At 61.1% G+C, this 19,702-nt stretch carries 22 protein-coding genes and 1 pseudogene; 17 read left to right on the forward strand and 6 right to left on the reverse strand.

The features are described 5' to 3' along the window. Nucleotides 1-207 precede the first annotated feature (207 nt). Both NUH86_RS22625 and NUH86_RS22630 read left to right on the forward strand, forming a co-directional pair. Nucleotides 208-654: a hypothetical protein gene (locus NUH86_RS22625; protein WP_267253158.1), complete on the forward strand. Its 447-nt coding sequence runs from the start codon at nt 208-210 to the stop codon at nt 652-654. Nucleotides 655-748: 94 nt separating this feature from the next. Further along, on the forward strand, nt 749-1,819 hold the full coding sequence (locus tag NUH86_RS22630) for a hypothetical protein (RefSeq protein ID WP_230463534.1): 1,071 nt from the start codon (nt 749-751) through the stop codon (nt 1,817-1,819). A gap of 199 nt (nt 1,820-2,018) precedes the next feature. Here the strand turns inward: NUH86_RS22630 and NUH86_RS22635 are convergent, their stop codons facing one another. Then, complete coding sequence (locus NUH86_RS22635; RefSeq protein WP_267253159.1) at nt 2,019-2,366, reverse strand: hypothetical protein; 348 nt, start codon at nt 2,364-2,366, stop codon at nt 2,019-2,021. 46 nt (nt 2,367-2,412) lie between these two features. Between NUH86_RS22635 and NUH86_RS22640 the strand changes: the two genes are divergently transcribed. Further along, nucleotides 2,413-2,808, forward strand: a complete 396-nt coding sequence (locus NUH86_RS22640; RefSeq protein ID WP_044663457.1) for a glycine zipper 2TM domain-containing protein — start codon at nt 2,413-2,415, stop codon at nt 2,806-2,808. A gap of 208 nt (nt 2,809-3,016) precedes the next feature. On the opposite strand, the gene NUH86_RS22645 is transcribed toward NUH86_RS22640, so the two are convergent. Continuing rightward, nucleotides 3,017-3,760 carry a MucR family transcriptional regulator gene (locus NUH86_RS22645; protein ID WP_044663456.1) on the reverse strand — a complete coding sequence of 248 codons (744 nt, stop codon included), beginning with the start codon at nt 3,758-3,760 and terminating at the stop codon, nt 3,017-3,019. A 91-nt stretch (nt 3,761-3,851) separates the two neighbouring features. Beyond that, the gene (locus NUH86_RS22650; protein ID WP_267253160.1) at nt 3,852-5,144 is read right to left on the reverse strand and encodes a hypothetical protein; all 1,293 of its coding nucleotides are present in this window, start codon (nt 5,142-5,144) and stop codon (nt 3,852-3,854) included. A gap of 111 nt (nt 5,145-5,255) precedes the next feature. Between NUH86_RS22650 and NUH86_RS22655 the strand changes: the two genes are divergently transcribed. Continuing rightward, the gene (locus NUH86_RS22655) at nt 5,256-6,137 is read left to right on the forward strand and encodes a lytic transglycosylase domain-containing protein (protein ID WP_267253161.1); all 882 of its coding nucleotides are present in this window, start codon (nt 5,256-5,258) and stop codon (nt 6,135-6,137) included. Between the two features lie 218 nt (nt 6,138-6,355). On the opposite strand, the gene NUH86_RS22660 is transcribed toward NUH86_RS22655, so the two are convergent. Then, nucleotides 6,356-6,856 carry a GNAT family N-acetyltransferase gene (locus NUH86_RS22660; protein WP_044663454.1) on the reverse strand — a complete coding sequence of 167 codons (501 nt, stop codon included), beginning with the start codon at nt 6,854-6,856 and terminating at the stop codon, nt 6,356-6,358. Nucleotides 6,857-7,079: 223 nt separating this feature from the next. Between NUH86_RS22660 and NUH86_RS22665 the strand changes: the two genes are divergently transcribed. Genes NUH86_RS22665 through NUH86_RS22675 form a run of 3 tightly spaced genes read left to right on the forward strand, consistent with a single transcriptional unit; the run spans nt 7,080 to nt 8,755 of the window. Further along, nucleotides 7,080-7,985, forward strand: a complete 906-nt coding sequence (locus tag NUH86_RS22665; protein WP_044663453.1) for a DNA-processing protein DprA — start codon at nt 7,080-7,082, stop codon at nt 7,983-7,985. Further along, the gene (locus tag NUH86_RS22670) at nt 7,954-8,619 is read left to right on the forward strand and encodes a phosphoribosyltransferase (protein ID WP_044663452.1); all 666 of its coding nucleotides are present in this window, start codon (nt 7,954-7,956) and stop codon (nt 8,617-8,619) included. Before NUH86_RS22665 ends, NUH86_RS22670 begins: the two co-directional genes overlap by 32 nt. After that, nucleotides 8,609-8,755 (forward strand): hypothetical protein, encoded by a 147-nt coding sequence (locus NUH86_RS22675; protein WP_157009875.1) that lies wholly within the window; start codon nt 8,609-8,611, stop codon nt 8,753-8,755. Before NUH86_RS22670 ends, NUH86_RS22675 begins: the two co-directional genes overlap by 11 nt. Nucleotides 8,756-9,796: 1,041 nt before the next feature. Here NUH86_RS22675 and glmM read toward each other — a convergent pair. Beyond that, nucleotides 9,797-11,137 (reverse strand): phosphoglucosamine mutase, encoded by a 1,341-nt coding sequence (glmM, locus tag NUH86_RS22680; RefSeq protein WP_044663451.1) that lies wholly within the window; start codon nt 11,135-11,137, stop codon nt 9,797-9,799. 258 nt (nt 11,138-11,395) lie between these two features. Here glmM and NUH86_RS22685 point away from each other — a divergent pair, with 258 nt between their 5' ends. The 3 genes and pseudogenes from NUH86_RS22685 (at nt 11,396) to mazF (ending at nt 13,056) form a co-directional block, all read left to right on the forward strand. Next, nucleotides 11,396-12,040, forward strand: coding sequence for a hypothetical protein (locus NUH86_RS22685; protein ID WP_157009874.1), 645 nt, complete (start codon nt 11,396-11,398; stop codon nt 12,038-12,040). A gap of 437 nt (nt 12,041-12,477) precedes the next feature. Continuing rightward, the gene (locus NUH86_RS22690) at nt 12,478-12,720 is read left to right on the forward strand and encodes an AbrB/MazE/SpoVT family DNA-binding domain-containing protein (RefSeq protein WP_044663450.1); all 243 of its coding nucleotides are present in this window, start codon (nt 12,478-12,480) and stop codon (nt 12,718-12,720) included. Beyond that, nucleotides 12,720-13,056, forward strand: a pseudogene (gene mazF / locus NUH86_RS22695) (endoribonuclease MazF). The gene NUH86_RS22690 and the pseudogene mazF overlap by 1 nt, the downstream one beginning before the upstream one ends. A gap of 414 nt (nt 13,057-13,470) precedes the next feature. On the opposite strand, the gene NUH86_RS22700 reads toward mazF, so the two are convergent. Next, nucleotides 13,471-13,998: a hypothetical protein gene (locus tag NUH86_RS22700; protein ID WP_267253162.1), complete on the reverse strand. Its 528-nt coding sequence runs from the start codon at nt 13,996-13,998 to the stop codon at nt 13,471-13,473. A 630-nt stretch (nt 13,999-14,628) separates the two neighbouring features. On the opposite strand from NUH86_RS22700, the gene NUH86_RS22705 reads away from it, so the two are divergent. From NUH86_RS22705 to NUH86_RS22735, 7 genes are all read left to right on the forward strand, one after another. Beyond that, nucleotides 14,629-14,949 (forward strand): TrbC/VirB2 family protein, encoded by a 321-nt coding sequence (locus tag NUH86_RS22705; RefSeq protein WP_267253173.1) that lies wholly within the window; start codon nt 14,629-14,631, stop codon nt 14,947-14,949. A 61-nt stretch (nt 14,950-15,010) separates the two neighbouring features. Continuing rightward, entirely contained in the window at nt 15,011-15,301 is a 291-nt protein-coding gene (traL, locus tag NUH86_RS22710; protein WP_267253163.1) for a type IV conjugative transfer system protein TraL, read from the forward strand. 1 nt (nt 15,302) lies between these two features. Then, the gene (locus tag NUH86_RS22715) at nt 15,303-15,869 is read left to right on the forward strand and encodes a type IV conjugative transfer system protein TraE (RefSeq protein WP_267253164.1); all 567 of its coding nucleotides are present in this window, start codon (nt 15,303-15,305) and stop codon (nt 15,867-15,869) included. Next, nucleotides 15,866-16,669 (forward strand): type-F conjugative transfer system secretin TraK, encoded by an 804-nt coding sequence (locus NUH86_RS22720; protein ID WP_267253165.1) that lies wholly within the window; start codon nt 15,866-15,868, stop codon nt 16,667-16,669. Before NUH86_RS22715 ends, NUH86_RS22720 begins: the two co-directional genes overlap by 4 nt. After that, complete coding sequence (locus NUH86_RS22725; protein ID WP_267253174.1) at nt 16,669-17,994, forward strand: TraB/VirB10 family protein; 1,326 nt, start codon at nt 16,669-16,671, stop codon at nt 17,992-17,994. Before NUH86_RS22720 ends, NUH86_RS22725 begins: the two co-directional genes overlap by 1 nt. Further along, nucleotides 17,981-18,850, forward strand: a complete 870-nt coding sequence (locus tag NUH86_RS22730) for a DsbC family protein (protein WP_267253166.1) — start codon at nt 17,981-17,983, stop codon at nt 18,848-18,850. The genes NUH86_RS22725 and NUH86_RS22730 overlap by 14 nt, the downstream gene beginning before the upstream one ends. Continuing rightward, nucleotides 18,847-19,701 carry a TraV family lipoprotein gene (locus NUH86_RS22735; RefSeq protein ID WP_267253167.1) on the forward strand — a complete coding sequence of 285 codons (855 nt, stop codon included), beginning with the start codon at nt 18,847-18,849 and terminating at the stop codon, nt 19,699-19,701. The genes NUH86_RS22730 and NUH86_RS22735 overlap by 4 nt, the downstream gene beginning before the upstream one ends. The last annotated feature ends 1 nt before the right edge of the window (nt 19,702 follow it).

The following is a 19,702-nucleotide window of genomic DNA, read 5'->3' on the forward strand; positions in this document are numbered from 1 at the left end:
CTCCTCTTGGCAGGCTGCTCCGATCCCAAGGAGGCGAGCAAGGGAAATTTCAAAACGGCTATCAATGGCTGGATCGAGAAGCATCCGCCATGCATCTCGGTTCCGCGGGGACAGGTATCGCCCGCCGAGAAGAGTAATGCGGCATTTCCGCGTTATGTGGACGCATCGCCGCTGACGGCAAAGTTCGCGCAGGAAAGCCGGGCGCGCGTGGAAGCGCCGCTTGCCGCGTTGGCCGATGCTGGCCTGTTGACGGTGAAGGACGCCAGCATCCAGATCAAAGCCGGTCTCTTCGGCGATGGACTGAAGGAAATACCGGTGCATGCCTATGAATTGTCGGATGACGGCAAGAAGGCGGTTGCGACAGAAGGCGAGCAGACCGCCTTCAATGCAGCCGCGCCGAAATTCTGTTACGGGACGCCAACGGTGGACGAGATCCTTCAATATACAGAGCCGGCCGAGGCGATGGGCATGAAGCTTTCCCAGGTGACCTATCGTTATCACCTCAATGATGTGCCGACCTGGGCGGGAAACTCCAAGCTGAAGGCGACCTATCCTGACCTGGTGCGGAACACCGCCGCAAGTCTCGAGGGGAAGGCGGCGGTCATTCTCACCAACGAGGGCTGGGTTCACGAGAAAGCCAGCGGTTTGCATTGATCCGATGATTGGAACGCCCTGGCATCTGGCTCAGTGCTGCAATAACCGGATGAAAATGCGATCTTGGGCTTCCGCAGGGATTTTCGGTCTGGCAATGTCGGTTGCGCCCGTTGCCGCCCAACCGTCGACCGACCAGTTGTCGGGTCGTTACTATCTGTCCGGAGTGATGGAAACCGGCTCCGAATTGCTCCTGCGCCCCGATGGCAGCTTTGAATGGGCTGTGACCTATGGGGCGGTCGATGCGGCTGCAACCGGCCATTGGTCAATTGACGGCAGGGCGATCAGGCTGCAAGCCACGCGGCGGCCTCAGTCCGAAGGCGCGGCCTATCGATTGGGCGAAAGAGGCGCCTGGAGCGGACGGGCAACCCACGCGCTGGAGTTACGGCGAGAACGGGGAGCGATGGCAGAGCGGGCTGCCCGTTGCCCCTTGCCGTCGCTTGCCGAGGAGGTCGTGCCGGACCTCAGCCTGGTCGCCTATGGCGACAAGCAACCGTCACCAACCGAGATTGCGCAAGTCGAGGCGGAGGCTCGGCGGGCCCGTGATACCGCGCAGCTGGCACTCGATCGGCTAAGGCGGACCGCCGCCTGGCAGGCGAATAAAGCGCTGATCCTCGAAAGCGAAGCGGCGATCCAGGCTTTTCAAGCCAGATTGAGCGCGGCGCAGGGCCTTCACGCAGCAAGCGGGACGCACGGCCCCGAGCTGGCCCCATTGAAACTTCCGGCTGAATGCCAGCTCCCCGACCCGGAAAGACTGGCACGAACATTTCGCGGTGCGGCGATCCAGCTTTTCGATCGGGACCGCTATCTGAGGGGCGAGGGTATTTGCATAGAGGCGCGCTATGACAAGCGCGCGCCGATAAGCGATGTGGTGGAACGGGGCTATGCCTTTTTCCCGGTTGCAGACGACGAGCGGATCGTAGGACTAACCCTTTCTGCGCCGGGAACGCAGGTGGGAAAAGGGACGACCTTGTCGGTCAGTCTCCCGGCGGGTGTGGTCCAGATCATCGACGCGGATCTGGCAGGCACCGTGACGCCGCCATTCCAGGAGATCGTCCTGCCCGTTGGCGCCGATCGATCTCTGGGCGCCCAGGCGTTGTTCCGTCGGGGCGCGTACAGGAAAGCCGTCGATGCATCCTCCGATTCCGGTCACAGAAATTTGCGATGAGCTCGCAGCGGAAAGTTCTGCTTGGCCCCGCTAATACGCCGCGCGCGCGGATTTTTCACAGGCCGGGGCGGCGTTCAGCAGGTCGGCCGTAAGATGGGCATGGAGAAAGGGGGTGCTGTCGCAGCAGCAGGCTCAGCACAACCATGCCTGGCTCTGCATCTTCCTCACCTCCTTTCGCTGACGAGGCGGGAAAGGATATTCAGGTCGGACGGTCATTATCAGAGGGCTCATCCTGATGCTCCGCCACATCCTTCAGCATCCCGGCCCAGCATCCCAAAATCATTCCTTCCGCTTCATCCGCCTGGCTGGTGGCGACCGCATAAAGCCCGAGGAGATCGGCGAGTTCGCTCATGTCGGCAATGCCGCGGCGGGTCAGGAGGGTCGCGAAGATGGAAAGGGCGCCGCCCATCGCTCTTACCAGGGCAGCGTCAGGCAGAGGAACGTCTTCAGCAGGCGACATGGCGATTATCCTTTCTGGCAGGATCCAGAGCTTATCGCCAGGCATTGCGAAAAAAAGGAAGAAATGATTCAATCGCTCATAAAGCATTCATGCGCGATTGCTTTTAGAGATGACCGGAACACGGGAGACAATCATGGGAAAGCAATTTATGGGTCTGGTATCGGCGATGGCCGTGGGCCTCACGCTCGTTTCAGGGGTGGCGGATGCCAAGCCTTCCCATCATCGGAAAGACGACAGGGCGCGCTACGAGTGGCGCGGCAACCAGCGCAATTGGGAGCCATCGCGCAGCTACCGGAGCGGCAATTATCGCGAGCGCCGTCTTGGCCGTAATGACCAGATCTTCCGGGGTCATGATGGCCGCGCTTATTGCCGTCGTTCCGATGGGACGACCGGGCTTGTCATTGGCGGCGTTGGGGGCGCGCTCCTGGCGAATCTTGTCGGGGGCAAGACGCTCGGCACGATTGCAGGCGGCGTGGGCGGCGCGCTTCTTGGCCGCGAAATCGATCGCGGCAAGGTGAAGTGCCGGTAACAGGATGATTGCCTCATAAATGTTTCAAGGATCGCTGTGACCCCGCATGACGTTGGAAGCATTGCGCCGCTTCCCCGGATTATCCGGTCAAGGGGTGGATCATCGGGAGCAGCGAGACGGGCCGCCAGTGCATGAGCCGGCCCGGCGAGCCTCCCGGTAAAGGGCACGCCGCTTTACCGGGAGGCTTGTTGGGGTCAGCGGCTCGACTTCAACCCATGGTTTTGGTCGGCGACCGGCGCTTCGTGGGGCGCCTGCCTGCGCTCCGGACCGGCGATCTGGTTGGTCCGGGGACTGCGGATTTGTCATCGGTCGATGCCGGGGTCGACCCGCTTTCCTCGCCAGCCGATTTGGGCTTTTCCTGCTCCGCCATCTTGAAGGACAGGCGCAGTTTTGAAGCGCGCGGCTTCCTGGCGGAGGCCGGCGTCTGCGGAGGCTGCGCCCTGGGGCTTGCGGTCACAGCTGATGGCGCCGGCGACGTCTCTATTGCCGCGCGGGCGGGATCTGCATGTGCGGTTGTCTCTGATGGCTGTGGCGGTGGAGAAACCGCGCTCGTCTTGTGACCGAGGCGCAACTTTTGTGCGACGGCGCGGCGCGCCTGCGAATAGCTCGGCGCTACCATGGGATAGCTCGCCGGCAATTTGTAGCGGAGGCGATATTCGTCAGGCGTCAATCCGTTTGTCGCCAGATGCCGCTTCAAAGTCTTGTAGGGCTTCCCGTCGATCAGGCTCAAGATATGGTCAGGCGAGGCAAGGCTTTTGCGGACCGAAACAGCGGGCGTATATTCTTTCGCGACGCTGGCGTCCGGGGATGGTGTGATGTCCTGCGTCAGTGCCGCGCGTGTCGTTTTGATCAATTCCGCGAGTTGATCGCTCGGCACGCTGTTCTTCGAGACAAAGGCGCTCAGCAATTGGACGGTGAGGGTGGTAATGTCGGAACTGGTCTCATCTGCCATGTCTGGGCCTCATGATGGGAGGAATGTTGGGGCGACTTGGGGCGCTGTACAGGAAATATAAGAGCCGTGAACAGTTTTGATGCGGTCGGCGTTACAGATGAAGAGCATTCAGCAGCTTTTCCGACAAGGGGGCGTCTTCCCAGTTCTGTGGAGTGAGCCTCAGCACGGATCTGTCATGGGCAGGAGACGCGGGAGCGCTGATGGGCGCGGGGTCCGAGGCGTCTGGACCTCTCGCCTCCAGGACAAGCTCACGGACCTCCCCGGTCTTCATGGAGCGTGCCTCGATCAGAAAGTCGGGTCGGCATGAACCGGACTGGGTCAACCGGTCGAAGACCGGCTTTTCCACCGCAAACTCAATATGATATCGCCGCAGGGAATATTGGACCCGTAACAGCTCCTGCAAGATGGTGCGCTCGAACTCTGATGCCACCGGTACGAACCTGCGCCCCGAGAGGATCGGCTGGGCATAGGCCCTGAGCGGAGAATAGCCGCGCGATTCCGGATATTGGCCGACAACAACCAGAACGAGATAGGGACCTGCGATACGATTGGTAAGGACCGATGGAGACTGGACGCGGTTGGCGAGATGTACCGGTTCGGCGCCTGCGGCGCTGACGACATTGCCTTCGAATTTGTCCGCGAACAGCGCCAGGAATGCCTGTGGCGCATGTCCGGTCGGCCAGGTTTCGGCGAGCCGGCGGAGCGCTGCATAAACCTGTTTTCCATGCAGTGCTCCAGCATGTGTCCAGAAAAGCCGCCCGAGCTCGATCCCGGGAGCGATCTCGATCTGCCCCGCCGATCGGCCAAGCGCCCTGAATTCGCGAGCGATGGAATGGTCGCGAGCCGTTTCGGCAAGGGGCGGCAGCCGGTTTACGCCCGATGCATCGATCAGCCGCCAGAGCAGCCGGGCAAGGCGCGGAATGGATGCGTTGCGAGTACGATCGTCGGTAAGCTCCCTCTCGGGTCTTTGCGCCAGCTTGTCCGGCGCTGGCCTGAGAACCTCGAAAAAGCCGGTCGGCGGGTCGACCGGGTCCGAATGATTGCGCACATGGGTGATGCGGTTGGTCGCGGAATCGCGAAAGAAGGGGCAATCGGACCGGTGCTCGGGCCGGTTCGTTTGCGTCAACCGCCGCAAATAATAGGTTTCCGCTTCGCTGAGATATGCCGGCGTCAGAATGGGCGGCAGCGAGGCATGGCCAAGGCAATTGCAGGCGATCCACTTGCCGCCGATCCGCGCCTGCTGCACGAGCGTGATGCCCGCGGCTTCGTCGTCCCGGCTGCCGGCGCCTATATACCAGCGTATGAGCGCGTCCTGCAGGACTGCAGGGAGCGGGATCCGGCGACTGCCTGCCCTGCCGTCGGTCTGCCGGTCGATCAGCCACATGCATGGTGCTCCCGATGGGATGAACCGCACAAGTTTCGAGCAATGGGCAGGGCTTGACAAGCTTAAACATGCCGTTCTCTCCTTGAACTCCCAAGCAATGGCGAGGCATTCATGCGGGACATTCTGGCATTCATCGCTGTCATCTTTCTTCTCCCTGGCACGACATCTGCGCAAACCCTCGACGTGGGACGCGCGGTCCAGCTGATCGAGATGAGAAATCCGGCGCAGCTTCTTGTGGGGCAGGACCCTGCGATCCTGGCGGCTCGGGCACAGAAGAGCGAAGACCTGTCGCGGCCTGCTTTCCAGATGTTTCTTGTGGGGCAGGCGGAAACGCAAAAGCCGCCACTGTCCCAAGGATCAACGATCGGCGACCAAGACATGTACGGTCAAGCCCGCCCCACGGAGGACGGGATCGCGGCGCTCGAGATCCCCTTGTGGATGAGAAGCGGACCGTCCGGTCCCCAATTCTCGCCGGGCGACTGCTCGCAGATGGCCTATCGTCCATCGGGCTTCCTCAAAGCGGACGCAGAACGGAGGCGGGCGGCCCATTTTGGGCTTATGCGGGAGGCGGCCTGCCAACATGGCATACCGGTGGGACTTTTCGATGCCATGATCATCAGCGAGAGCCGCTATAACCCTTCCGTCGTTTCGCCCAAGGGTGCTTTCGGTTTGACGCAGCTCATGCCGTTGACGGCGGCGGAGCTAGGCGTCAATCGCTATGACAGCGCGGAAAATCTCAAGGGAGGGGCTCGATATCTGCGGGCCCAGCTGGACCGCTACGGCGCCTATCATCTTGCTCTGGCGGCCTATAATGCAGGACCCGGCCGCATCCGCAACGGCGCGGTGCCGCAGATTGGGGAAACCCAACGCTATGTTGCCCGGACGCTCGCCAACTGGGATCGGCTTGGCCGGGTGCAGGATCGTGCCTTGATCAATGACATGGAGCCATCTCGGCCAGCCCCGCGCAGAATGGCGATCGTTACCCTCTTCTGAAGCCATTTCCTGGCTCATGGCACTGCGTTGTCGGTCAACATGACCGTCATGCCTTGGCCATCTACGCACGCAAGGTGGACCTGCGGTGAGGCGGCGACCCTTGCAGTCCTTCAGGAAGGCCGCCGCCTGCGCCTCCCGATAGCAGCCGCGAATGACGCGAAGATGAACGAGGATAAAACGCGTTATGGGGTGGAGAGTGGATGGCTACCGGCGACGGTTCAACGACCGTGGAACACTAGCAACTCGCGTCCGGGGCGGTCGCCCTGCTGTCCTGTAGCGCGGAAGCCTAGCTTGTGCAGAAGGTTCCAGGAACCCTCGTTTCCGGTTCTACATTCCGCCGTCACCTGCCGGTTGGGGTGCAGACGCTGCAATTGTGCTATGACGCCTGCCACGGCTTCGGCCGCATATCCCTGGCGCTGGAAATGTGAACCGATCCAATATCCTACTTCCAACCGATCGCGACCGTGTGCGTGGATCCCCACAACCCCGATCAGGTCACCCTGCCTCCAGACACCAAGAAAGCAGTTCGCATCGTTATTGCTGGCGATCAACGCCTCCGCCTCGCGGACGGTGAAGGGTGAGGGAAGGAAATGAACAACATCCGTTATTGCAGGATCATCCGTGAGGCAAGCGACGGCGGGCGCATCCGTCATTGCAAGTGGCCGGATGTTAAGGCGCTCAGTGCTGAGAGGCGAAAAGGCGCAGAGATGTGGATTCATGGTCGCGCCATAACTCTCTTCAGAAGTTCCGCACAGGGGCGTTTCCCGCCGCGACGATCGTGGCCCGGCGCTTACCCACGAGTGATCCATGCCGCCATCCAGCCAGTTTGACGATGTTCCTTATTTGTTCTATGCTCTTCGCAGCAATTTTTCATAGGCTGGCCGGGGCGATGATTGACTCCCGCAATCCCAGCGGCTTTGGTTGACCGGAAGGGGACACGCCGTGCAGCAGCACACTCTTTGGAACGTTGACGACCGCGCGGAGCCTATTGCCGCGCCGTTCGACGCTGTTCTCGAACTCGGCGCATATGAAGCGCTCTGGTCGGAACACAATGCGAGTTTCAAGAGCATCGCCGCCACATTTCGCAATAGTCCTGGAGCGCGTCCCTCCGACCTGGTCCCTGAGAACGAAGCGCGGGAAATCGGACGGCGCGTGCTGGAGAAGATTCGCGCTCGCACGCCTCACAGATTTGATGTTCGCGTTCATGGCGAATGGGAGTATCCAGAACGGCTCAGAGATGCGACGGACCCAATCGAGTTATTCTATTTTCAAGGCAATTGGGCACTCGCAGCTGAGCCGGGGGTGGCGGTCGTCGGCACTAGAAAGCCATCCGAGGAAGGTCGTGCGCGCGCGGCCTATGTCGCCAAGCGTCTGACGCAGGATAGCCTCACCGTTGTGTCTGGCTTGGCTGAAGGCATTGACACGGCAGCTCATCAGGGGGCGATAGCAGCAGGCGGGCAAACGATCGCCGTGATCGGCACGCCCTTGGGGCAAGCCTATCCCAAAGCGAACGCTGCACTCCAGGATCTGATCGCGAAAGATTATCTGTTAATCAGCCCGATCCCAGTGGAGCGCTACGACGCACAAAACTTCCGAACGAACCGGTTCTTTTTCCCCGAACGCAACAAAGTCATGTCCGCGCTCACCAAAGCTACAATCATCGTGGAGGCCGGTGAGACGTCAGGAACGCTTGTCCAGGCGAAGGAGGCGCTCCGACAAGGGCGGAAGCTTCTTATCATGAAGAGCTGTTTCGAGAGGAGTGATTTGACCTGGCCTGCTCGGTTCGAGAAGGAGGGCGCGATCCGAGTGGATAGTTATGACGAAGTCAGACGACAGCTGGTCGGGTAAGCCTCGCAAAATCACAGAACTCGAACGGGGAGATCATCATCATCTGACTGAGGGTGATGAGTGCTACTTTGTTGGCGAGTATACGCCGCGCGCAGGCTTTGCCCACAGCGCCACCAACCAGTTGATTTCGAATTTAAAGAAGAAACCAAGCACGCGCGGCACGTTCCAGTGGAAATACAAGGTTCAGGCTATCGGGGATGCTGCGGCGGCACTCGCCAGCAGTCTGAATCCGGCATCCCTTGGTTCGTGCGTATTTGTGCCGATACCGCCTTCCAAGCTGCCAGATGACGCTGAATATGACGACAGGATGGCTAAGGTTTGTAGGGCTATCCATCCCACGGCTAACGTTCTCGAGCTAGTCACTTTGGCTCAAGCTCGCGATGCGGCGCACGAAAATGATGATACGCGCGACCCGGATGCCCTACGGGCGAAGCTTCGCCTTGCAGTGTCTATGCTGGAAACACTTCCACCTATCGTTTTTCTCGTCGATGACATGTTGACCACAGGGTGCAGCTTCAGGGCTTGCAAAGACCTTATTCTGGAACACGCCCCGGAGTCGCGCGTGATTGGCTTTTTCATTTCGCGGCGCGTCCCAACGAGTGGCTTTGAGGCGATCAACATAGATGATTGGTGATCGCGGCACACTGCCCTCATGGCGCGAACAGTCACATCAGCACATGAGCGACGAACGCATCGCGATCGCCATGATCCGTTCTGCGCCACAGCGGTTGCCGCTCGACCTGTCGTACGAGACCGGCATTTTGCGCTGAAAAGAGCTTCGTACTGCTGCGCGAGGTACCCAATAGCGGCTGCGGTTGGCACCGCTGTAGCATTGATGACAGGACGGGCCTCGCCTTCCCTCCTTTGCCCTGCGGTTTGCCTCGCCCCATGCCGGACGTGAACCAAGGGCGCGATGAGCAGGGCAATGGCGGCGAAAAAAGCCCCGACGCTGTGTCATGAAGCCGCTGTAAGCCGCCAGCGTCGGGACAGGCTGGCCGGGAGGAAAGGGCCCCGTTAACCGGCCGTCGCGACACAGCCCAGACTGTCTGTGTGAGAGCTGAGTCGTTGCGATCATTAGAGATTTGACGCGGCAGAGTCCAAGACCCCAGACCTGATAGGGCGAAATTTGGTCACGGCGCGTTGGATGGCGGCCAGCGATTGGGTGATTATCAGCGATCAAAGTGCCCCGGCGCAGCGCCATGCCACTGAGCATGCAAGGCGCGCACCGGGACAGATGGACGACCGAGGAGAGTGGCCGGCCATAGACTCAACTTGCCGATGGGAAGGCTGAGGCTGAGTCTTCGCACAGAGTAACCCACGGAAAAAGCAGAGCGCAAGGTGTCGGCTCCTGGCCTGGGAGGCCGGCGATGAGGGGGCTGTTTTGCACCTTTTATGCAAAGGGCGGGTCGCCATGTCATAACGTCCGGGCGCTTTGAGCGCATCACCTACCCCTCAGCGGTCGCGATGATATGGGCGCGCGGATCGGGAGGCGCGTTCTTGAGACCCTGCCTTCCGCAGGGCGGCGAGAGCAGCCGCTAATGGAGCGCGTGCCCTGCTGTAAGCGCACCGCACTTGGGGCTCCTCCCGTGCCTGTCTGTATCCTCGCGGCGTATCCCGTAATCGCGCTGTTGCCCAATGCGGCCGTATCGCGACGCGCCGATCGCGAATTCGGCGCGGATTTTTCGCAAAGGATGGTTCGATGCACGAGGTTGCCCACCTGCCAGCGGAAAGGATCGCTTGATCCGATCGGCTCGCCCGGGAGGTGGGCCGCGCCTCCTGGCGGCGTCAGACATGGGCATCAATACCCGCGATCATGCAGCAGCCATGGCCACGGCGTTGCAGATCCGCTCGACCACGTCCTTGACCTGGTCTTCCCGGTCGCCTTCGGCCATCACGCGGATCACAGGTTCCGTGCCTGAAGGCCGGATCACCAGCCTGCCGCCGCCATGCAGTTCCTGTTCGGCCTGTGCAATGACGCGCTTGACCGCGTCATGCTCGAGGGGCTTGCCGCCTTTGAAGCGGACGTTTCTGAGCAGCTGCGGCACGGGGTCGAACTGGTGCAGCAGCTCGCTCGCCGGCTTGCCTGCGCGGACCAGGGCAGCAAGCACCTGCAGCGCCGCGACCGTGCCGTCGCCAGTCGTCGCATAGTCCGACAGGATCATGTGCCCTGACTGTTCACCGCCGACATTATAGCCTCCCTCGCGCATCTTCTCCAGCACATAGCGGTCGCCTACCCTGGTCCGTTCCAGCCTGATGCCGTGCGCGGCCAGATGGCGCTCCAGGCCCAGGTTGGACATGACCGTGGCTACCAGGCCGCCGCCGCGCAGGGCGCCTGCCCGCGCAAAATCTCCTGCGATCAACGCCATGATCTGGTCGCCGTCGACGATCGCGCCATGCTCGTCGACCACGATCAGCCGGTCGGCGTCGCCGTCGAGCGCAATGCCGATATCGGCGCCCGAGGAGAGCACCGTTTCCTGCAGCAGACGCGGCGCGGTGGACCCGCACTGGTCGTTGATATTGGTGCCGTTGGGTGTAACCCCGATCGCCACCACTTCTGCTCCCAGTTCCCAAAGCGCGGAGGGCGCTACCTGATAGGCTGCGCCATGGGCGCAATCGATCACGATCCTGAGGCCGTCGAGCCTGAGGTCAGCCGGAAAACTGGATTTGACGGCATGGATATAACGGCCCCGGGCGTCTTCGACGCGGCGGGCCCGGCCGATATCCTGGGATGCTGCGAGCGGGATGTCCTGGTCGAGCATCGCCTCGATCCTCAGCTCATCCTCGTCCGAGAGCTTGTACCCGTCCGGACCGAACAGCTTGATCCCATTGTCATAATAGGGATTGTGGCTGGCCGAGATCATGACGCCAAGGTCCGCGCGCATCGAATGGGCGAGCAGCGCTACGGCGGGGGTGGGGATCGGCCCGAACTGCACCACGTCCATGCCGACGGCGGTGAACCCCGCGACCAGCGCATTTTCCACCATATAACCCGATCGGCGCGTATCCTTGCCGATCACCACGCGATGGCGGTGGCTGCCACGCTGAAAATGCTTGCCGGCGGCCATGCCGACCCTCATGGCGAGGTCAGCATTCATCGCCCATTCGTTGGTTCGTCCACGAATGCCATCCGTGCCGAAATATTTCCTGCTCATCTTTGCTGCCTCAATGGTCCGAAATCTTCATCGATTCCTATATCAATCTTTGTTCGACATTCTACCGGCGAGCCGTCATCGTCGCATGAAAGGTGAAGCATGCGATCTGCAGCGCCTATCGCGGTTTGCCTTCATTTGAATGACAGGGAAGCGGGGAGTTTTCATGATGGCCGGAGAGCCCGGAGGAACTGTGGCAGATGCGGCAGCCGGTCGCGGCAATGCAACGCCCGCTCATGTCCCGAGCCGCGGAGGCGTGGCATGGAGGTATTCGTGACCTGTCGTCGAGCCGCCGACATGCTGCTGCGTCTTCAGCTTGCGATAGCTGTCGTGCTCTGCCTGGGCTTACTGTTCCCTGCGGCTGCCCGGGCGGAGGTCGTCGCCACCTTCTGGTCGCAGGAACTGGGCCGTAATTTCCCTCATGCGTTCTTCACCCTCCACGGGACACGCATTGACGGAACACGGGTGCGCGCCAGCTATGGGTTCACGGCCAAGGCGATAACGCCTGCCATCCTGTTCGGCACAGTGCCGGGCCGTATCGAGGAGGCGACTGACGCCTATATCGCCCGCAGCAACGCTCATTTTTCCGTGGTGCTCACGCAAGCACAGCATGACGCGATCATGAAACTGGTGGCGGAATGGGGTGAAGAAGGCGATCATCGTTATCGGCTTAACAGCCGGAACTGCGTGCATTTCGTGGCCGAAGCCATGCGGCGCGCAGGGCTGGTGGTCGTTGAGGACAAGAAGCTGATGAAGAAGCCCCGCAGCTTCATCCAGTCAATCGAACCCTTGAATGCCGGACGTATCCGATCGATCGAACGGGAGGCGCCGCATTATGTGGAATGGTCCAGGGGCGAGGAGGTGGAAATCGGGACTGCCGGCGGATCCCCAGCGATGATCCAATAGGCGAACGGGCGGGCCCCATGCACGAATGGGCGTGAGATCGGGGAACAGGCCGCGCACTTTATTGATGAGCAGGGATTGATGCAGCTTGTTATCGGCTGCTTCGGTGAAGAAGGCATCGATTGCAGAAGGATGGATCACCCGTGACGTGGCAACCAAGCCGGACGAGAGAAGCGCGGCAGGAAGTGTTTGCTCGACTTCGTGCTCGGTTTCGATGAACACAGGTGGGTTTCGTTCAAGCGCCGCGCGGGCTGGACCCAAGCTTTGGGTCATCCGACACTGCGGGTTGATAGCTACTACCACATGATGGGCGGACCACGCGGCAGTCTATGCGGGAGCGAATCGCTCACTAACGACCCATCTCCATCGTTGATACATTTGTCGACACAACGTGCCATTCTGGTAATGGAACACTGATGCTGGAACCAAAGGAATGTCTGATGGGTATTCAGGTAAAGAAGTGGGGTAACAGTGCGGCAATCCGCATCCCCTCCGCCATCATGGCGGCTGCTGCGCTGAATATCGGTCAGGAGGTCGAGGTTCGCCAGGAAGATGGCAGGCTCATCATCGGACCCGTTTTGAAGCCTGTTTACACGCTCGACGAATTGCTCGCGGGCATGAAGCCAGAGAGGTTTCACGAGATTGTCGATTTTGGTCCCCGGATCGGCAATGAAATGCTTTGATGGCCGGTCGCTATATTCCCGACACTGGCGATATTGTGTGGCTGCAATTCGATCCCCAGGCAGGACATGAGCAGGCGGGACATCGTCCAGCCCTTGTCCTCTCCCCTGCGACGTACAACAAAATGCGGGGCACGATGATTTGCTGTCCTATGACGAGCCAGATCAAGGATTATCCTTTCGAAGTGGTTGTCTCTCAGGCACCGCCCAGCGCAGTTCTGTCCGATCAGATCAAGAGCCTTGGTTGGAAGGCGCGAAAGCGCGAAGAAAAAAGGCTGCGGATCAAAGGTCGTGATCGATGAGGTACGCGCAAAGATAGGCGCACTCTTGGGCTTGTAGCTGGGGCTGAGGCCAGCCTCACAGTAACTTATGACCACATTTGCCCGAAAGCAGTGTTCGATGAGCCGGTCTTAGCGGACCCTGGCATCGGCAGTGCGAACAACCAGACAGGGTGGTCAGCGTTCGCGCCCGTGATGCACCTGATGATCGCATGGCCGTTTGCGGGGGCACACGCGCCGGTTCGCAGCACGACAGCGCCCTCTGTTTCCTGTAGAAACCACCACGCCTCCCTCCGTCAGGCCAGGCCGGGCGCGGAGATCGGCTGGAAGGCTCATCCTGCCGTCGGGCGATGTTGAGGTGGATCGTCATATCCACTTCATGGATATGCTCCTCCGCTTCGGCTCCAGCCCAATATCGCCTGCCTCGACGCTCGGTTGAGTCGACCATGGACGGGCTGCTCGTCCCGCCAGATCATCAGAGTTCGGTCAGCAGGTCCCGGCGCAACTGGCACTGCATGACCACTTCCTTGAGCTTCTTGGCGTTCGCAACCGCCAGCGCTTCGGCCCATTCGGGCCTGATAAGTGATCCATCCATGCCTTGGATATCCTTGATGGCATTCATGACGAGCAAGGGAAGTGCGACATAAAGGCGCGCAAGGAGGTCAAAGAGCGAGGTGAAGGTCTCATCGCTATAGTGGCTCGCTTCCATCATGACGGATGCCTGGATGGGATTGAGGCCCATCGCCTTCAATATCAGCAGGATTTCAGCATTCTGCGCTACCCGGCGCTTGCCCGGGTCGGGATGCAATATATAGCCCAGCCGGGTCTTGTTCAGGCCGCAGACAAGAGCAAGCTTGCGCAGTGTCAGCTTGTCGCGTTTGATTTCTCCCCGGATCCAGTCGATCAAGACTGCCTGATCCTGTTCTACGGCAAGACGGATAGCTTCAGCGTTAGCGATCGGTATCGTGATTTGCACGATTGCGCCCCCTATCTGATTGTTCACGCAGACGTAACAATCTGAACAGATATTAATCCTTTGGGCAAGTGCATTTATGATTCTTTGATCACGGCTGACATGAATGCTTTTAGATCCGGCGCGATTCCTTGGAACGGCTAAAGGTTCCTGCCGATTGGTGGAGGGTGAGCAATCGCGCGTAGAGGCGCTTCGTCAGCGCATCCTGATCTGTGCTCTTCGCCGACGATTCCGATTTGCACACGGTTTTCAATGACATCCTTCGCATCATGCGCCTTGCTTTCTGCAAGTCCTTCTCCAGGACCGCAGGACGTGCCGCCGTGCATTTCCCGATTTTTCCCCTCACGGTCACGAAATCATTCGGTTGCGCTTCACAGGAAGAACCATAATGCAGGCGAGGTGATTCGCCGGATCGCGAAGGAAAAAATAGCTTGTCCTCAAGACCGGGACAGGCGGCCTTCAATCAAGGAAATTTTTGTCCCGGCTTTATTGGCACTTGTCCTTGCCTGCGGGACAGACCGCCCAATTTCTGATGTAATCGACCCTTTATAGCGGGAAATGACGCATTCGCTTCCCTGTCGCTCTTGATGAACCCGCCAAGTGCCTGAAGCCTCTGGTCAGGCGCAGATCAGCTGTGCCGTTCACCGGAAGGAAACTTTCATGCAGTCTCTCCTTAAATCGGCCGGACGTGCTGAAGCGGCTATGTTTTTCCTGGTTCTTCTCGCTCTTACGCTTGTCCTGTTTGCGTCGCCGGCCTTTGCCGGCGCCGACGCGACATTCGACACCGCGGAGAACACCTTTACCGGCTTTCTCGAAGGATCCGGTGGCCGGATCATCACCATCCTGTCTCTGGTAGGCGGCATCGTCGGTCTTGCTTCGGGGCGCTTCTCGCTCGGCCAGATCGCCATTCCCGTTGGCGTCGGGGTCGGAGCCGGCACCGGCATTCCGATCGTGACCTCGACCGTGACGGCAACGATCTGAAGCATTCCCGGCTGTGCCTGGGTGGTGATCACTCCAGGTGCGGCCGGGGGAGGGTGGCGACATGGCGCAGGGTAAATATGGTGTCCCGGCTCATCTGGACGATCCCGAGCTGATCGGGCTGTGGACGCTGGATGAGTTCCTGGCAATGGTCCTTCCATTCATATGGGGCATCCTGTCTCAGCATATTCTCATTGGCATGGCGCTTGCCGCGGCAGGCTGGTGGGGTCTGCGGAAAGCAAAGGCAGGGCGCGCGGTATCCTGGCTCCTGCACCTGGCCTATTGGCATCTGCCCGCCGGCTTCACCGGTTTGCGGGCCACGCCACCCTCCTATCTTCGACTGATGGCAGGATGACATGGACATCTCGTACCAGCATTCGCGCAATCAGCAGATCCTCAAGCAGCGCAATCTGCTGGCATTGAGCGTAGCGGCGCTGGCCTGCCTGACGCTGGTCCTGCTGCTGGTCCTTGGCACCCGGGACCGCGAAATAATCCTTCAACCGGTTCTGCGCACGCCGCTGACGATCAGCTCTTCAGGCGTTTCGCATGACTATCTTGAAATGGTGACGCGCGACGCCGCGCTGCTGACCCTCGATCGCAGTCCGCAGAACCTCGATTACTGGCTGGATGCGGTTCTGGCGATCACCGCGCCACGCGTCCAGGGAAAGATCAAGGCCGACCTTCTCAAGATCGTCGATGAACAGCGCGGATCGTCCATCGCGCAGTTTTTCACGATCCAGTCGATGAAGATCGATACCCGCAATCTGCGCTCGGAAGTGACCGGGGACCTGAGCACGATCGTCGGCAGCAAGGTCGTGTCCAAACAGCATCGCACCTTTCGCTATGACTGGGAATATGCGGGGCTGAGCCTCAAGCTCATTGGCTTTGGCATGGTCGAAAATCCTGAGGGGAAGGATCAATGATGTCGATCTACCTCATGGGCAGCATCGCGGTGGGCCTCGTCCTCTTCTCGCGGGTCGAATGCCTTGCCAGCAGGTTGACGGGTCTGTGCTTTCTCATTCTGGCGTTCCTGTCGGCAGGCGAGCCCGCCTTCGCCGATCAAACGGTCATGGCAGCGGACAGCGCGCAGGTGGACTGCCACGCCTCGGCGCGGGATCTGACCCGCATCAGCCTTGTCGATGATCAGTTCGCGAGTGTCTCGAAAATCTCCTCCGGCAATCCGGCCGCGGATTTTTCGGTCGTGAACGAGCCGGTGCGTGGGGATATCTACCTGTCGGTGCCCGATGGCTTTGCAAAGCCCGCCTTGTCCTTCTTCGGCACCAGCAAGCGCGGTTATGTCTACAAGTTCGTATGCCGCATCCAGGGCGACCAAGCCGTGCAGGTCTTTGTCTCCAACCCGGCGATCGGCAAGGAACAAAAGGCTGCGGGCGACCTGACCGACAAGGCCGGACCACAAGATGCGGCGATCATGCTGATCCAGGCCATGGCCCAGAACAACGAGGCCGAAGGTTACGAGCGGCGGCAGCGATCCTTGAAACCAGTGACGGTCGGCGATCTCCAGGTCCGGATGATCGCGGAATATCGCGGCGAGGATCTGAGTGGTCAAAGCTTGCGGATCGAAAATCTGGGCAGGACGGCGGTCGCGCTCGACGACAAGATCATCGCGCCGTCCCACGCGCTCGCGATTTCGATCGCCCAACCGCAACTTGAGCCGGGGCAGGCGACCACGGCCTATCTCGTTTCGCGCAATGGGAGGCCATGATGGGCTTGTCCGATCTCTTTGCCCGCAAGCCCAGGGGCAGCGGCGCCGGCAACGGGGACGACATCTCGCCTGTGTCCTCCGACCCTGGCGGCAACGAGGCGGTACGCAGACGGCAGCGCTTCCTGCTTGCCGGCGCCTCTCTTGCTGGATTGCTCGCATCGTCTTTCTGGGTCTTTGGCGGCGGCGAGAAGAAGGTCGATCCAGGCGATGATGGGGTGAGCGACGTCACCGTCTCCACCAGGGATCTTGTGAACCGCAATCTCTCCCAGCAGGAATGGATGGCGCTTTCGGAAAATCAGTTCGAGGCCCAGGAAAATCAACTCAAGGCCGTTGGCGGTCAGCAGCAGCGTATCGACGCGCTGGCGGCGCAGGTCGAGGCCTTGAAAGGGCAAAACCAGGCGATGCAGGCCGACGGTCAGAGGGTGCTGACCGCCTATCAGGCCGAAAACGACCAACTCAAGCGCCAGATCGCGCAAGAGCGCTCATCCAGCCCCCCTGCGCCGGGTCCCGCAGCGCTTTATGGCCCGGGCGGGACGCAGGCCTATCAACGGCCCGACGCATCCGATGGCAAGGCGCCGCCCATAGCCGTTGCGCCTGGACCTGAAGTGAAAATGGTGAGTTTCTCAGGGGTTGAGCAGGGGACCGCTTCGAAAGTCGAGAAGGGCGACACCGTCTATACCGACAGCGCGAACTATCTGCCTCCCAACAGCTTTGCCCGTGCGCGCGTCATTGTCGGGGTGGACGCCAGCGCCGGCGTCAACAGTCAGACCGATCCGCTGCCTGTTGTCCTGCGCGTCACCGGGCCGGCCCGTTCGGTCTTCGCCGATGGCAAGCTCCTTACAACCCGGATCGAGGGATGTCTGGTGAACGGTGCGGCGCGCGGGGATCTTTCGAGCGAGAAGGTCTATGTCAAACTCCAGAAAATGACCTGTCCCCAACCGGGCGGACGTTATGCCGTCTCCCAGGTGAAGGGGTTCATCGCCTTTGGCGGCAAGACAGGTGTCAGGGGAAGAGTGGTATCGCGCGAGGGCTCGCTCGTCACGCAAGCCTTCATGGCCGGATTGGTCGGCGGTTTTGGCCGAGGCTTTTCGGCCAACGCCAATAGCGTGTTTCAGGGCACCAACATCAGCACCGGCGGCAAGCGGGACAAGCTTTCCACCTCCGAGATCCTGGAAGGCGGGCTCGGCGAAGGCGTCGCCCAGACCGGGGACATGGTGTCCAGATATCTGATCGAGCGTGCCGAGCAATATCAGCCGGTCATCGAGATGCCGACCGGCATCGATGTGGAAATCGTCTTCCTGGAAGGTGTCTATGTCCGCAATTGAGATCATCCGCCGTCTTGGCTGCGCCCTCCGGCCCTCGCGCGTCTTGCTGTCCGCGACGGCGTTCGCGGGGCTGGGTAGCCTCGCCCTTGCGGCTGACGTAAACCAAGAGGACAGCGCCGTGCGCAACCTGCTCAAGGCGCGCCTTCCCAAAACACAGGTGAGCGAGGTGAACTGCGCCAAGGTCAGGGGACTTTGCGAGGTCACGGCGGGATCGAACCTCTTCTATGTCGACGGCTCGGCGCGTTATCTCATTATCGGCCGCATCTACGACATGCAGACGCGTCAGGACGTCACGGCAGCCCGGCTGCTGGAGATGAACCCCGACATGCTGGTAGGTGCGGCGGCTTCGGCCAATGCGGCTGCTACAAGCGGGGAAGTGCAAAAGACAGCCGCCACGCACGCCATGGCTTCCCATGTCGTGCCGGATTCCCCGCATATCCTGTCGCTCGCCGGATTGCCCGGGGATGGCGCGATTATCTGGGGCAAGGCTGCGGCGCCTTCCGTGACGGTCTTCTCCGATTTCCGGTGCAGCTATTGCCGTGCCCTCTCGAATGAATTGCGATCGATGAACGTCAGGGTGGTCGAGCGGCCCATTTCCTCGCTCGGGAGCCGTGACCTGTCGGAGCGGGTCTATTGCGCCAGGAATCGGGAGGAGGCCCTGCACGCGGCCTATGCCGGAGAGCCGATCAAGCCAGGACCGGCCTGCGATACCAGCGGTCTTGACGCCAACGAAGCCTTCGCGGCGCGGAATGGGCTGAATGGCACGCCGGTCATCGTGCGCAGCGATGGCGCGGTACTGGAGGGCTATCGCCCCAGAGCGTTCCTCGAAAAATGGTTGAAGGAGGTTCGGTCGTGAGCCGAGGCGCGATTCCCGCACCGGCCGGGCGGGCGGCGGCGGTGGCGGGGTGCATCGTCCTTGCCGCGCTGCCTGGCTGCGTCGGGCTGGGGGGCAATGTGAAGAGCAGCTTTGCCTGCAGGGCGCCCGACGGCATCTGCGCGCCCAGTGCCGTCATCGACGACCGGGCGCTTGCCATGATGAGCGGGGACCCATCGTTCAGCGCCGAGCCCGTCGCGTCTGCGCCCACAGTCGCCAAATCCGCCTCGAGGCAGGCGGTACGCGGGCCGGTTGCCGCAGACGCCGGGAGAACGCGAGACCGCGTGATGCGAATTGTGTTTCCCGCCTATATCGATGAACAGGGGCGGCTGCATGAAGCGAGCGCGATCCATGCCGTAGTGGCGCCTGGCGAATGGCAGGCGGTCGCTGCCGAAGCTTCGCCTGCGCGCAATGCGCTTGCCGCCGCGCCGCAGATGCAGGAGCGCGCCAACGCCGCCCGCACCGGCAATCCTTCGGAGCTTGAGGTCGATCCTCACCTCCCCCATCCCGATGCCGTCGCGGCCGCCCGCAGGCGCGGTGCCGATCCCATCGCGCAGATCAAAGCCGATGTGCAGCGGCGCCTGGCGTCCCCGCCGCGGCGCGGCGAAGGGCAAGCGCCCTCGGCTTCGGACGCGCGCACGACCGCCCTGACGTCGTCCGGCGGGAAACAGGGGACAGGGCCCCTACACCGCGCGGGGGTTCCCATTGTGCGAGAGAAACTGGTCCCGGGGTCCCGGCCGACCTCTCGCAGCGCGGATGCGCCGCCGGTTCCGTCTTCAATCCACACGGTGCGGGCGGGAAGCTTTCCAGCCTCCGTTCCGGAAGATCAGTGAC

It is taken from the genome of Sphingobium sp. JS3065 (assembly GCF_026427355.1).
Taxonomy (GTDB): Bacteria; Pseudomonadota; Alphaproteobacteria; order Sphingomonadales; family Sphingomonadaceae; genus Sphingobium.